General features: G+C 52.6%; 11 protein-coding genes. 4 read left to right on the top strand and 7 right to left on the bottom strand.

What is annotated here, in order from left to right; all coding sequences use genetic code 11:
* Positions 1 to 86 precede the first annotated feature (86 nt).
* The 6 genes from phnW to ACGG90_RS08965 are packed head-to-tail and all read right to left on the bottom strand — an operon-like array spanning position 87 to position 5,361.
* Complete coding sequence (gene phnW / locus ACGG90_RS08990) at positions 87 to 1,205, bottom strand: 2-aminoethylphosphonate--pyruvate transaminase (protein ID WP_390408538.1); 1,119 nt, start codon at positions 1,203 to 1,205, stop codon at positions 87 to 89.
* A complete protein-coding gene (gene phnX, locus ACGG90_RS08985) occupies positions 1,202 to 1,996 on the bottom strand; it encodes a phosphonoacetaldehyde hydrolase (protein WP_390408536.1) in 795 nt (264 codons plus the stop codon). Before phnX ends, phnW begins: the two co-directional genes overlap by 4 nt.
* 14 nt (positions 1,997 to 2,010) lie before the next feature.
* Positions 2,011 to 2,832, bottom strand: coding sequence for a PhnE/PtxC family ABC transporter permease (locus ACGG90_RS08980; protein WP_390408533.1), 822 nt, complete (start codon positions 2,830 to 2,832; stop codon positions 2,011 to 2,013).
* Positions 2,829 to 3,599 carry an ABC transporter permease subunit gene (locus ACGG90_RS08975; protein WP_390408530.1) on the bottom strand — a complete coding sequence of 257 codons (771 nt, stop codon included), beginning with the start codon at positions 3,597 to 3,599 and terminating at the stop codon, positions 2,829 to 2,831. The genes ACGG90_RS08980 and ACGG90_RS08975 overlap by 4 nt, the downstream gene beginning before the upstream one ends.
* Positions 3,592 to 4,335, bottom strand: a complete 744-nt coding sequence (gene phnC / locus ACGG90_RS08970) for a phosphonate ABC transporter ATP-binding protein (protein ID WP_390408527.1) — start codon at positions 4,333 to 4,335, stop codon at positions 3,592 to 3,594. The genes ACGG90_RS08975 and phnC overlap by 8 nt, the downstream gene beginning before the upstream one ends.
* A gap of 3 nt (positions 4,336 to 4,338) precedes the next feature.
* The gene (locus ACGG90_RS08965; RefSeq protein ID WP_390408525.1) at positions 4,339 to 5,361 is read right to left on the bottom strand and encodes a phosphate/phosphite/phosphonate ABC transporter substrate-binding protein; all 1,023 of its coding nucleotides are present in this window, start codon (positions 5,359 to 5,361) and stop codon (positions 4,339 to 4,341) included.
* 213 nt (positions 5,362 to 5,574) lie between these two features.
* Here ACGG90_RS08965 and ACGG90_RS08960 point away from each other — a divergent pair, with 213 nt between their 5' ends.
* A complete protein-coding gene (locus tag ACGG90_RS08960; RefSeq protein WP_390408522.1) occupies positions 5,575 to 6,522 on the top strand; it encodes a Dyp-type peroxidase in 948 nt (315 codons plus the stop codon).
* A gap of 637 nt (positions 6,523 to 7,159) precedes the next feature.
* On the opposite strand, the gene ACGG90_RS08955 is transcribed toward ACGG90_RS08960, so the two are convergent.
* Positions 7,160 to 8,530, bottom strand: a complete 1,371-nt coding sequence (locus ACGG90_RS08955; protein ID WP_390408519.1) for an NAD-dependent succinate-semialdehyde dehydrogenase — start codon at positions 8,528 to 8,530, stop codon at positions 7,160 to 7,162.
* A gap of 226 nt (positions 8,531 to 8,756) precedes the next feature.
* On the opposite strand from ACGG90_RS08955, the gene ACGG90_RS08950 reads away from it, so the two are divergent.
* From ACGG90_RS08950 to ACGG90_RS08940, 3 genes are all read left to right on the top strand, one after another.
* Complete coding sequence (locus ACGG90_RS08950; protein WP_390408516.1) at positions 8,757 to 9,161, top strand: hypothetical protein; 405 nt, start codon at positions 8,757 to 8,759, stop codon at positions 9,159 to 9,161.
* A 484-nt stretch (positions 9,162 to 9,645) separates the two neighbouring features.
* Positions 9,646 to 12,573, top strand: coding sequence for a SpaA isopeptide-forming pilin-related protein (locus ACGG90_RS08945; protein WP_390408514.1), 2,928 nt, complete (start codon positions 9,646 to 9,648; stop codon positions 12,571 to 12,573).
* Entirely contained in the window at positions 12,570 to 13,628 is a 1,059-nt protein-coding gene (locus ACGG90_RS08940) for a prealbumin-like fold domain-containing protein (protein ID WP_390408512.1), read from the top strand. The genes ACGG90_RS08945 and ACGG90_RS08940 overlap by 4 nt, the downstream gene beginning before the upstream one ends.
* The last annotated feature ends 1 nt before the right edge of the window (position 13,629 follow it).

The raw sequence follows: 13,629 nt of genomic DNA, 5'->3' as shown, positions 1-13,629 counted from the left end.
GATGAAGCCACAAACAATTCAAGTTGTTCGCCACAAAAACGCGCCTGCGATCTAACAATCAGATCACAGGCGCGCGGGGAGGGGGCTTAATCGGCTCCTAACGGCAAGGTCATTTGGGTCATGCAGACTTCCTTGACCGCCTTAAGCAGTCGCTGAATGTCTGTGGCTTCAATGTCGCCAATGTTGCCCATGCGAAAACTTGGGATCTCGGCGACTTTGCCTGGGTAAATGACAAAGCCGCGTTGTTTCAAGGCTTCATAGAAATCCCGAAAGGCAAAGTCTTCGCTGGGATACTTGAAACTGGTGATGATCGGGCTTTGATCAGCCGCGTCGACGATCAATTCAAAGCCCAATGCTTGCATGCCTTGACTCAAGCGCGCCTGATTGGCTTTGAAGCGGGCATTGCGCGCTGCCACGCCGCCTTCTTGGATCAATTCGTCGAACGCTTGCATCGCGGCCAACACCACATGCGTCGGGGAGGTGAAGCGCCACTTGCCGGCAAATAATTCCATGCAGGCGAGTTGTTCATAAAGATCCAGCGATAAGCTGCGGGCGTGGCCTTTGGTGTTGGCGATGGTTGCGCGCTTAGCAATGATGAAGCCAAAGCCTGGCACCCCGCCGAGGCACTTGTTGGCACTTGAGATCAAATAATCGATGCCTAATTGTTGCGTGGCGATCGGCACTCCGGCAAAACTCGACATCGCATCAACGATCGTGATCAAACCGGCCGCTTTAAACATTGGCACCAAAGTTTCGATCGGGTTCAACACGCCGGTGGTGGTTTCACAATGGATCACTGCCGCATGGGTGAGTTGCGGATTGGCGGCAATGGCTTCTTGCAGCGCTTGGACTGATAGCGGCTGGGTTTCTGGGCCGATCACCGCCACATGCGGGATCGCCAAGTATTCCAGCATTTCGGTGATGCGCTGGCCATAAGCGCCATTGACACCGACTAAGACGCAAGCGTCATGGCGGGGGATGGCGGTTTGCAGCGTGGCTTCAACGGCAAAGCTGCCGCTGCCTTGCAACAAGATCGCGGCATAAGTTTCACTGTCGCATTGCGCCAAGTGGACCAACCCGCTGCGCAGGCGTTGGGTGATGGCGTTGTAATCGTCATCCCAAGTGGAGTAATCAAAGTCCATGGCTGCGCGCACCGAATCGGTGGTGGTCAATGGTCCTGGAGTCAGTAATTTGTAGGGGGTCATCGCGCCACCTCCAGATCTGCTTCTTGGCGGATCAATTGGATCAAGTCACTGGCACAAGAGACGATCACATCGGCGCCAGCGGCAGCGTATTGGCCGCGCACGCGAGTTTTGGCTTCGGCTTTTTGACGGTCATTCAAGGCGGCCCATTGCGCTTGTGACATGGCCAAGAGATTGGCACCTTCAATGATGCCCACGGCGTTGGCACCGGCATTCTGGGCTGCCAGCACATCGTTGACGGTGTCGCCGATGATCAAGACGCGGGCTGGATCGCGCACGCCAAGTTGTTGCATGGCCAAGCGGTTCATCGCCGGATCCGGGCGGCCAACACCTTGGGTTTGGGCGCTGGTGACGTTGACTTGCGGCGCATAGCCTTGGGCTTTGACCAGCGGCAACAGTTGGGCGATCATATCGGCGTCATAGCCGGAAGTACTGCCATAAGGGATGTGGTTGGCTTCTAAGAATGCGATCAATTCTGCCACTCCGGGTTTGAGTTGCGCAGTTTGCGGCAGGATCATTTGCAAATGGCGCTTGAATTGGGTAAATAATGCTTCGATCAACTCATTGGTGGCCAGTTGCGGATAAGCCGCTTGCAGCGTTTGGGCGACTTGCGGGTCTTTGAGTAATTGACGGATGTGTTGGCGCTTATCCAGCCCCATGTCGCGGCGGATCTCGGCATCGCTTAAGGCAATGTCATATTGAGCAAAAGTTTGCTGGAATGCCAGCAGTGGGGCGCGGCTACCATAGTCGATGGTGGTGCCGGCCCAATCAAAAATCACAGCTTCGATGGACATATCTTCCTCCAAGGTTAATTGAGTACATTGCGCATGCGCACAGCCAGCCATTCCAAGACGATCGTAAACGCCAGCAAGCCATAAACGATGGCGCCGACTTCTTGAAAGTCAAAGTTAAAGGCGCTGGCCATAAACAAGTTGTAGCCGATGCCGCCAGTTCCTGCGGCGGCACCAACCGCCACGGCATTGGTGAAGTTGATCTCAAAGCGAATGAAGCTCCAAGATAATAAGCTGGCGCGCACCGTGGGCCACAGCGCGTGCCGCACGACCAAAGCAAAACCGCAGCCAGTCGTGGATAAGGCGGCCAGTTTCTCATGGGGGACTTCACTCATCGCTTCGGCAAAAGCCTTCGTTAAATAGGCCACAGAATGAAAGGTCAAGCCGACTACGGCAGCTTCATTGCCTAAGCCGATCACCACGGCATACACCAACACCCATAAGATCGTGGGAATCGCGCGGATCACCGCCATTAGCGACCGCATGATGGTGCGCACAGGCTTTGGACCATAAGCGGTAGGCAAGGCCAAGCCAAAAGCCAATACCGCGCCGATCAAGGTGGTTAGAATCGCGAGGCTGGCGGTGTTCATGAAAGCCGCCAGCAATTCTTGAATGCTGTCTGAGCCCAGATGCGGCTGGATGATCATCAGCTGCAAGTTATGCCAGAAGCTGGCCAAAGCTTGGCCCCAATTTAAATGGTCAGTGTGGATCGTGGCTAAAGCATAGCCGGTGGTGGCCACCAAGACATAAATCGTCCAACGCAGCGTGGTTTGCGCTTTGGTTTTGCGGATCCGCGGCTTGGCCGGGCGCGGCGTTTGGGTAAGGGGTTCTGCGATCATTGCGTTAACACCTGCCTAATTTTGGTTGAAGTCAGTTCAATGGCGATTGTCACCACGATCAAGCACACCACCACCAACCCGGCAGCAGGGTAGTTGAATGACTTGAAGTACAAGTCAAACACAAACCCGACGCCGGTGCCGGTGAGCATGCCGACTAAAGTCGCATCCCGGACGTTGTTTTCGATCATATACAACACCCAAGACGTCAAGCCCCCGGCTGCTTGCGGCAACACGCCTTGGCGCATGATTGGCCAATAGCGCGCGCCAGTGGCAGTTAAGGCCACGACTGCACCGCCGGCAGTTTCATCAATGGTTTCGATGAATGAACGGGTCAGATAACCGATCGTCATCAGAAACAACGCCAAGAAACCGGTGAAATCATTCTGCTTGAAGGAAAACAGCAAGATCAAAGCCCAGGCCACGAAAGGAAAGTTGCGCATCACATCAGCTACTAAGCGAATGACGCCGCGCAGCCAGGCCACGCGGCCGGTGGCGTTAGCCCCGGCTAAGCTCAACAACAACGCGCAAGCTGCCGCACACACCGTGGCCGCCACGGCAATCACCACCGTGCGCCACAGTTGATACAAGATCGTTGGCAACTGCTGCCAAGCGCTGCTGTCTGGGACAAAATGCGTTGCCAGCCAGCTTAACCCGGCCCCTACACCAGTGATGGCCTGCCATGAATTCAAATGCAGCCACACTTGGCAAAAGACTGCCAATAACACCGCCGCCGGCAAGCCGAAACGGCGCAAGCGTGCATTAGTCATCAAACGCCGCCTCCTGATAGATCCGCGTTAATGCCGGTTCATCCAACGCCGCAACACCATCGTCAAAGACGATGCGCCCGTGGTTGACGCCGATCACGTGATCAGCAAACTGGCGGGCGATGTCGACTTGGTGCAAATTGACGATCACCATGATGCCGCGTTGGCCCAATTGCTTAAGCAAGGTCATCACCGCTTGCGTCGACGCTGGATCCAGGCTGGCGATCGGTTCATCACACAAAATCGCTTGCGGCTCTTGCATCAAAGCGCGGGCGATGCCGACACGCTGTTTTTGGCCGCCTGACAAGTCTTTGGCGCGCTGGTAGGCGAAGTCTTGCAAGCCCACTTCTTCCAATAAGGCCAAGGCTTGTTCGCGTTCAGCTTTGGTGTAATGTCCCAGCATTGCAGCAAGCCATGGTTTGGCCGCCAAGCAGCCATGTAAGACGTTATCAATGGCAGGCAGGGTTTCGATCAAGTTATAATCTTGAAAGATCATGCCGATATGCCGCCGCGCTTGGCGCAACGTCTTGGCATTGGCGGTGCGCAATTCGGTGTCGGCTAAGCGCACACTGCCGGATTCTGGGGTGATCAAGCGGTTGATGGCGCGCAACAAGGTCGTTTTGCCGGCACCAGAAGGGCCGATGATCGCCGTGACGCCAGGGGCAAATTGCACCGAAACATCGATCAAGCCGCGCTTGTGATTAGGGTAGGTTTTGTTCAGTTTCGTGACTGTTAACATGGCTTACATCCCAATCAAATCGTGAGTTGGCTTGTACCAGTCGTCGTCAACCGGCACGAGCTTGGTTTCAGGGGTGGCTTTGATGAAGAGCTTCGGATCCTTGGCGCCTTCTGGAGAGAACAGGCCTTTGTCGTGGTTGAATTGATCAGACAATAACATGTCTTTGATTTTCTTGACGGTAGTTTTGTCTAAGGCCTTGGTGTTGACTGCCCAAGGTTCGCGCTGTACAGGCAGCACGGCAATAGCGACGGCCTTCTTGCCGGCAAGGCCTTGGAATGGTTCCGGGGCGTCTTTTTTGACGGTGAATTCGGAACCGGCGGTGTTGTAGTCGCCTTTGGTCACATCTAAGTAAGGGCGCAAGTCAGTGTCGTCAAAAGCCGCCGCATCCACGTCGCCTTTAAATAAGTTCACGGCGCTGCCTTGATGCGAGCCGCCGTATAAGACTTTAGAGAAATATTTGCCAGGCTTTTCTAAAGCATGGGCGTCTTTGGTGCCAAATGCGCGCGACAAGCTGGCACTAGGAATGACGAAGCCGGAAGTTGAGGTGTTGGAAACAAAGGAGAAGCGGCCGCCTTTAAGCTTGGCGATGTTGTATTTGTCGCCGACTTTATATTGCGCGGCTTTGTCCGCTGGCACCATTAAGTAGGAATGATAAGCGGCGCCTTCAAGCGTGCCTTTAGGGCCTGAAATCGCGGCGATGGGCACCACGGCTTTGTTTAAGTGATGGGCGTGGATATAGCCGCTGGCGCCAAAAGTCGCCAGCTGGGCTTTGCCAGAAGCTAAGGCTTGAATGGCCACGTTGTAATCAGTGGTGGTTTGCATCTTCACCGGTCGGCCGGTGGCTTTCTCCAATTGGCGCTGCAAAGCTTGGCGCGATGGGGCAAAGGACTTGGCGCTTTCGTTAGGGTAAAACACCATGGTCAATGGCTGCTTGTTGTCGGCATGGGCATCTTTGCTGGAACAGCCGGCTAAGGCACCAACAGTCAATAAGGTCATCGCAGCAAAAGCAAAAGTCGTTTTCTTCATCATTGGGTCTCCTTTGTGAGGCGTGATTTAAGAACATGCCTAACGATACAGACTTGATGTAAAGACTTGCCCCAACTTATGTATGGATTTGGTAGGGATTATGTAACGTCACCCTTTACGATGGCTACATTGCAATAATTCTTACTAAAACTGCACGTCACGCTTTGCGCCAGCGGCTATACTGGAATTATTCTTAATCAGGGGGATGACACGATGCCAATTGATTTACGAGATGTGCAGGCGGTGTATAAAGATGCCGGTGATAATATTATTTTTGCGACGATGAATTTGGTGCGTGACGACCATGCAACAGCGCTAGAAATGATCCAAGACCTTGCTGAACACCTGCGGGCTTTCGAGTCGTCTTTGAATGTGCGCTATCCTGACAGCGGCTTGGCGGTGGCGTTTGGCTTGTCGCGCAACGCTTGGGACTACTTGTTTCCTGAGCAGCCGCGGCCAGCCGAATTAGTTGAATTTGAACCGGTCGTTGGGCCAAAGTACACCGCGCCGGCCACCCCGGCGGATTTGTTCTTTCACATTCGCGCCAAAAACTCGGCGGTGGTTTACGAGTTTATGACTCAAGTGATGACCCGCATTCGCGACCGCGTCACAGTTGTGGATGAGACTCATGGCTTCCGGTATTTTGAAGGCCGCGCGATCATTGGCTTTGTCGATGGCACGGAGAACCCCAGCGTGTTGGACACGCCGGAATATGCAGTGATCGGCGACGAAGACCCGACGTTTATCAACGGGTCGTACGCTTTTGCACAGAAATACGATCATAATCTAGCGGCATGGAATCAACTGAAAACCGAGCAGCAAGAAGCCGCCATTGGCCGCAAGAAATTTGATGATGTGGAGCTTGATGATGCCGATAAAGCGCCCAATGCCCATAACGTGGTCGCCCAAGATAACGACGGCGGCGTCGAACACAAAATCGTCCGCATGAACGTGCCTTATAGTGATCCGGCCAAAGGGGTTAACGGCACGTATTTCATTGGGTACGCGCGGCATTGGCTTGTCACCAAGCGGATGCTGGAAGGGATGTTCAGCAACTCAGATCGCTTGTTGGACTTCTCAACGCCAGTCAGTGGGGAGCTGTTCTTTATTCCGTCCAGAAGTTTGCTGGATAAAATCGCTGATGGGGAAGATTTTGGTTAGTTGATGATGAATAAGCGCGAAAAAAGCCTACAACGTTGGTGGAGCGACACGACGTTGTAGGCTTTATTTGAGTTGGTGCAAGGCAGGCCCAGACAACAACCTGTCAGGTAGACGATCCTAAATACTGTTTCGTCCACCGGAGCTTCACCGATCCGGGATCTTCCTGTTTTGGTATTCGTCGAGCTGCGTGACGCCAAGGCAAAGTGCGCCTTGGCGTCATCCCAGCTTATATCAGCGGCTAAACCCGCTTTGCGCCGCTCTGGTTTCGTCGAGCTGCGCAGTCCAACGCGATTGCGTATAAGTCGTGACGCCGCTTGGGCATAAAGCGCCCAAACGTCATCCCGACTTATACACATCGCTAAGTGCGGACTGCTTCGCTCTGGATACAAAAACGCCGCCTTCTGAGCAATAGAAGGCGGCGCGCATGAAATGACGAATTCGCAAGTGGCGTGATTAAGACCACGACCATAGCGTAACACGAAACGTAGGAGTTGTCATCATTTTCAGAAAAGATAATGTATTAATGAATATTTTTATGAAAATGTTCCCCAACAATTGATCCAAACCGGCAATGAGAACAAGGAATCCCGCCACAAAAGGCCGCCTCGATGCGAGGCGGCCTGCTTTGGCGATCAAGTTAAGCTTTGGCGTTTAAGATCAAATGCTCATTCACGAAGGCATCTAAGCCCAGTTGGTACAACTCGCGGCCGTAGCCGGAATTCTTCACGCCGCCAAAAGGCAGTTCAGGTGCGGTGATCCAAGCGCGGTTGATCGTGGTCATACCGGCTTCAATTTGGCGCGCCACGCGATCGGCGTGCTCAGGATCGGCGGAAAATACCGTGGAGCCTAAGCCGTAGCTGGAATCGTTGGCCAAGGCGATGGCTTCTTCTTCGGAGTTGACTTTGTAAATTGCCGCGACTGGGCCAAACATTTCTTGGTTGTAAGCCGGGTTGTCTTTGGTGATGTTAGTCAAGATGGTGGCAGGAATGAATTGGCCAGGCAAGTCGACAGGTTCGTCGCCAATCACGCGCGTGGCGCCAGCAGCGATGGCTGCGTCGATTTGCTTTTGTAATTTGACTTTGGCGCTGGCCGAAGAAAGCGGGGCTAAAGTCGTGGCCGGATCCAAGGGGTCGCCAGGTTGGACCTTGGCGAATTCTTGTTTCATATAATCAACGAATTCGTCATACTTGTCGGCCATCACGATGAAGCGCTTGGAAGCAGAGCAAACCTGTCCGGCGTTGAACAAGCGCGCCTGTGGGGCAGCGGCTTTCACTTCGTCCCAATCCGCGTCATCCAAAATGATGAACGCATCGTTGCCGCCAAGTTCCATGGTGGACTTCTTCAAGTTCTCACCGGCTTCTTTGGCCACGGCAGCTCCGCCGCGTTCAGAACCAGTCAAAGCGACTCCGGCCACGCGCGGATCGGCGATGGCGGCACTGACTTGGTCATAGCTGATGAACAAGTTGGTCAATGCGCCAGCCGGTGCGCCGGCGCGGCGGACCACGTCAGCGAAGGCGGCGGCGCAACTTGGCGTGTTGGAGGCGTGCTTTAAGATCATCGGGTTGCCGACGATGTAGTTTGGCGCAAACACACGCATAATCTGATAATATGGGAAGTTCCAAGGTTCAACCATGACCAAGACCCCAACGGCTTGCTTGACATAGTAAGCTTTACCGGCATTGGTTGGCAAAGGTGTCGGTGCCAAGAAGTCAGCGCCATGATCGGCAAAATAATCCGCGATATCCGCACATAAGTCCACTTCGGCTTGGGCTTCACCGATCAGTTTGCCCATTTCGGTGGTGATGGTTTCAGCTAAGGACTGCTTCTCCTGGCGCATCAAGTCTGCGACTTTGTGCAGCACGGCTTGGCGAGTGGCTGGCGCTTCGTTGCGCCAAGTCATATATAAAGCGTGGCCAGTGGCCAAGGTTTGTTCTAACTCAGCGTTTGTGGCGTTGGGGTAAGTCTTCAAAGTTTCATTTGTATATGGATTAATGGTTTTGTAAGCCATGGCAGAGTCCTTCTTTCTGGGAGTGTGGTGTTTCCGGTTACAATTGCATTATAACGCAACATTGTGCACAATGCTTGCCACAATACTTAATAATGCGTAATTCTGCTGATTTGATACAAGGACCTGTGGCCATGTCGTCTTTTGTTCCCACAAAAAGTCGACTAAATCACTTGTTTACACCACAGTAAGCGCTTACCATGATATAATCGTCGCGGAGGTGATTTCCGTGAAACGCGTATGGCTTCTGACCATCACTTATACTTTGTTGTTGTGCCTGCCGTTATCGCTGTTCTTCTGGTTGTTGTTAATGATCCTCTTTCCCCATGGATTGATCGGCGTGTCGCTGTTTTCGATGTTAGGGGTGTCGCTGTTGGTGGTGGCTGCAGCCGGCTGGCGGATGTTTCATTGGTTGAAGGTGCGCTTGTTGTTGCGTTATTACACCGCGCAATTTAAGCTGACGCCGAAAATCTTGGCGGAAGCTTTGCACGAACCATTGAATAATTTCAGCTATGGCAATCGCGGCCGCATCGTTTATCGCCTGGGTGGCGCCGCGTATGATCGCCAATTCTTGGCGGCGCTGGTGGCACATTATGGCCCGTTAGACGGCTATGCCAATCAGCCGATCGACTAGACCGATTCTGATTTGAGCATAGTTTTATGCAACGTGATACACGGTGTCTCAAAATTGTCAGCGCACATTTCGCATTATCACTTGAGTTCTGAACGCGTAACAGTATAATAATACTCATGAGTGTTACCGATAACAATTGGGGCGTTATCATAGTGGCACGTATACCAATGCGATTATAAAATATTTTTTTCAGATACTGATTTGCGACTTATTTGGGAGTGTAAGGCAATATCGCAAAATGGTTCTTGGGGGACACTGGGTCTAATTTACCGTATTATTGGGGTAGTCTGCCTAATAATACCTGTCTGCCCTGATTCATTTGCATATGCTTACCTTCGCCGGCGGAGTCGCAAGACTTCCGCCGGCTTTTTTGTGCCAAAGCGGAGCAAAGCGCATTTTGCGGTCGTCAGATGAAATGGCAACGGTACCATTTTGATTTAAGGAAAATATTTAAGGCTGAATTGATAATAAGGGGGTGAGCTGGGTGTTGAAGAAGAAATGGCGGGTATTTGGTGGGCTGATTGCTGCGCTTGGCTGTGCCATGGTGGCAGGCGTGCTGTTGACTACAGGGACCAAGCAGGCGACAGCTGCTGATGCACTAGCCGCCAATCCGAAGTTAAAGCCGCAAGAGCAGTCGTATTACCAATCTTATTCAGGGACAGACGACGATGCCCGATTTGATCTCTTAGGCGCAGCGCAACGTTTTCACGTCTTTAGCCGCAGTTACTACTCTTCCACTGCCGTTAGCGGCAATATTGCGACCCAAAACATTTATGCCACCAATAATATTAGGTCTGACGGAAGCGTCAGTGATTTGCCAACCAAGGAGTTGCCATATTATTTTGGTAAGATCCAACAGTTTCCTGGGACTTGGGACTATAAAACCATGACGATTGGTGAATATCCTGCACATATGGTCATCGGTCCTCAAGTCAAAACTGGCAACGCCGGTAACAGCGGTATTTCGGTGTTCGCAGAAAACGGACAAGAGACAGGGTTTGACAGTTTACCGCAGTTGTATCAAGAACAAGCGAAGACGCCTTACCTTGACTTTGATTATGAGTTCAACCATCTCAAGGCGTTATCAGATCTGTTTGCGACATATGGCACGTCTACAGGTGTCAAAGATAAAGGCCAAGATGTTAAAGGTGACGGCAATGCGCGTACATATGATGTTGCCGGCGCCGAAGCAACTTATCCGATCCGCGTGACTAAATGGGGTTTTGACGCCAATGGCAGCAAACGGCTGGCAGGTGTGAAATTTGGCTTATATCAGTCTGATGGCAAAGGTGGCTATGGCAGTGCCCCGATTAAAACTGGGGTCACCCGCAATGACGGCATGTTGCGTTTTCGGGTCACTGTACCTGGTGAATATGGCGTTAAGGAATTAGACGTTGGCGACAATTCGCAATATGCGCTGGATGCGACGATCCATCCGGTACACACCGGCTCTCGGGATGCGACCTACATTGATATGCCGCTTAAAGAAGCGTTAGGGTCGCTGGCGACTGATAGTGCCAGCAAGATCACGATCAAAGGCCTGGCAACCAGTGATACTGATACGACAGGCAATCCTGGACCAGTGATCATCAACGTCAATTGTGACGACGATCCCAAATACCCCATCGAAGCCAACCACCCAGCACCCAACATCATCCTGGCCGATACGCAGGGTAATGAAATCACTGGTGGTAAAGCTGAAAGCAGTCGGGTGTTGTGGAACTTCTATCGGACCACTGATGACAATGGTGTACCAACCAAAATCGCTCAAGATCCGAATACCATGACTGATCTGCCAGCTGATTTTACCGATCAGCCGGTACTTGATTTGGGTAATGACACGATCGAAGGGACAATCTTAGCGCCATACTTTAACGTCCGCATGGGCGGCTCTGCTCACTTAGACGGCATGATCGCCGCCAATAAGGTGTATATGGCCAGTGGCGCCGACTCAACGCGCCAGCCTTTGGACTTTAAGTTATTTGACGGGGGCAATGACGTTCTGGTCAATGACTTGTCTTTTTCCAATGTGACGAAGAGCTTAACCGTGGAGAAAACTTGGCAGGCACTAGATCTTTACCCGGCGCAGAGTCAAAAGGATTATCCTGCAGTGTCAGTAATTCTGAATGGTAAAACCGATGAGACATCAGCTAGTTTAACTAATTCGCTCAGCTGGAAATTACCAGATGATAAAACACTGCCTCAAGTTGAAACTTGGCGTTACCGTTACCGTTTGCCGGGTTACGCGCCAATTCTGCCCGATGATTCACCGCCGCCGGATCCTGCTTTGAAGCAGCCAGATCGGCTATTACACGCTTGGATGCAAAACTACGATACCCAGAAAGTCGACGAAGACAAAACTGGCTTTGCAAACGCCAAGTGGTTATCGACACTCAACGCTGATAAGAACAAGCCAATCAGCTACACGGTGACAGAAGGTAAGATCAATGCGGATCCAGACAGCAAGATCATCGGTTTGGATGCGTACCTCAACACTGGCCAAACTACCAGCCCCGACCAGCAAACCGTGACGATGCACAACACCCAATTTGGGATCCAAGCGCAGAAGTTCGGGACGGATAATCACGAAACCCCTTTGGCAGCGGAATTTGAAGTTGATGACGCTGATGGCAATAAGGTGATGACCTTATCTGCCAAACAAGGAACTGCGACCACAGATTCGCTTAAGCCGCTGGCGCCTGGGACCTATACGATCAAAGAAACCAAGTCGCCTGACGGTTATCAACAAGATCCCAAGCCATACACATTTACTTTGGGTAAAACAATTACTTCGGATAAACCAGTTTATTGGCACAACAAAGATGGTAGCGCAATCACCGCAACTGCCGCTGGTACAACCACAGGCTTTTATATCGGCAAGGGGACAAGCAATTGCGAAGTGAATAACCTGTTGACGTTTGTGCAATACGACCCGCCGCTTTGGACGATCAACGTCCATAAACAAGACGACGCCAGTCACAAAGCGTTATCAGATGTTACTTTTGACCTCACCAACGCGGCTCAAGCAACTGCCAAGCAAACTTTGACGACTGACGATACAGGCGATGCCACCACAGGCCGCAAGATCAGCAGTGGGACGTATACCTTAAGTGAAACCTCAACGCCGGAAGGTTACGCGCCACTTGGCGGTACCGCCAAGATCAACATTGCCAGTGATGGGAAAACAGCCACCGTTGCACTTGGCAACGGCTTCACTGGCACCCAAACTGTTGACCAGAAGAATTATACGATCAACATTACTGTCAATGAACGCAAGAAAGGCACCTTGCCTAGCACCGGCGGCACCGGCTTCTTGCATCCGCTTGAACTTGCTGTGAGTTTGTTTATCGCCGCAGCGTTGATGTTCATCTTGGCATGGTGGCAGAAGCGCAAAGGTGGTGATGCGGCATGAGACGATGGTGGATGACTTTGGCCATGGTGTTCATGGCCATATGGCTGGCAGTGGCGCACAATTTGCCACAGCCAACTGATGCCGCTTCAACTGCTTCGGTGGCAATCGACTACCAGCCGGCAGCAGCGCGCGGCCAGCCAGGATTTACGGTGTATGACTTGCAAGCTCAATATGCGGCCGCAACCAATTGGCAAGGGCTGCAAGAGCAGCTGCAAGCCATGGCACCAACGCAGATCCAAGCGTATGTGCAAGCGCACAAGCTTGCGACCTTGGCTCACCTCACTGCACAAAATCCAATGGCGCAAGTCGCTGCAGGCGCTGCGGTGTTGGCGGTGGCAGATGATGCTTTGGTGCCTTTTGGCCAAAGCAGTTGGGCCGCGGCGATGGCTGTGGTGGTGCCAAGTTCCGGCGTGGTGCTGACGCCAAAGCCGGTGACCTTGACGCAAAGCCTGTACTTCTTCAAATATGGCGTTGCGGCAAGTGGTCAACAAAGCCCGCTAGCCGGGGCAAAATTCAGCTTGACGCGCACCGTTGACGGCTTGCGCCAATGGCTGACTGCCGATGGTTGGCATGCTGATGCGACCATTGATTCGATGCGGCTGTTTGTTTCAGATGCAGCAGGCATTGTCAGCTACGACGGTCCAGCACTTGGGCCGGGTGATTATGCCTTCTGCGAAGAAGCGGCACCAAGCGGCTATCGCATCAGCGCTGATGCGCAGCAAGTGGCGGTGCATGTGCCAGAAACCGGTTCGATCACGGTGCAAAAAGCCACATTATTACCGCGTATCGATGGCCAGCTGATGACCCAATCTTCAGCGGACAAACGCCTGTGGATCGTGAATTACGCTGGGCGGCCGCTGTTGCCCAACACGGATGCGACTCCGCCAGGCGGACCGATCACTGGCGGCAGCACGCCGCCGAGTCAACCGCGATGGCGCTTGCCGTTGCCCGATACTGGGGAAGCAACTGTAAGCTTAATACTATTAGGGGCGTTGCTGATCGCCGCAGCCATTTACTTATGGCGGCGCCTTTCAGCAGCAGACAACACAAATTAGG

Source organism: Lacticaseibacillus jixiensis, assembly GCF_042847315.1.
Classification (GTDB): Bacteria; Bacillota; Bacilli; order Lactobacillales; family Lactobacillaceae; genus Lacticaseibacillus; species Lacticaseibacillus jixiensis.
This window is presented reverse-complemented; position numbering and strand designations above follow the sequence as displayed.

Bases quoted from the DNA above. Each gene is read 5' to 3' on its own strand.
- phnW (WP_390408538.1), bottom strand. From the start codon at position 1,205: ATGACCCCCTACAAATTACTGACTCCAGGACCATTGACCACCACCGAT.
- phnX (WP_390408536.1), bottom strand. From the start codon at position 1,996: ATGTCCATCGAAGCTGTGATTTTTGATTGGGCCGGCACCACCATCGAC.
- ACGG90_RS08980 (WP_390408533.1), bottom strand. From the start codon at position 2,832: ATGATCGCAGAACCCCTTACCCAAACGCCGCGCCCGGCCAAGCCGCGG.
- ACGG90_RS08975 (WP_390408530.1), bottom strand. From the start codon at position 3,599: ATGACTAATGCACGCTTGCGCCGTTTCGGCTTGCCGGCGGCGGTGTTA.
- phnC (WP_390408527.1), bottom strand. From the start codon at position 4,335: ATGTTAACAGTCACGAAACTGAACAAAACCTACCCTAATCACAAGCGC.
- ACGG90_RS08965 (WP_390408525.1), bottom strand. From the start codon at position 5,361: ATGAAGAAAACGACTTTTGCTTTTGCTGCGATGACCTTATTGACTGTT.
- ACGG90_RS08960 (WP_390408522.1), top strand. From the start codon at position 5,575: ATGCCAATTGATTTACGAGATGTGCAGGCGGTGTATAAAGATGCCGGT.
- ACGG90_RS08955 (WP_390408519.1), bottom strand. From the start codon at position 8,530: ATGGCTTACAAAACCATTAATCCATATACAAATGAAACTTTGAAGACT.
- ACGG90_RS08940 (WP_390408512.1), top strand. From the start codon at position 12,570: ATGAGACGATGGTGGATGACTTTGGCCATGGTGTTCATGGCCATATGG.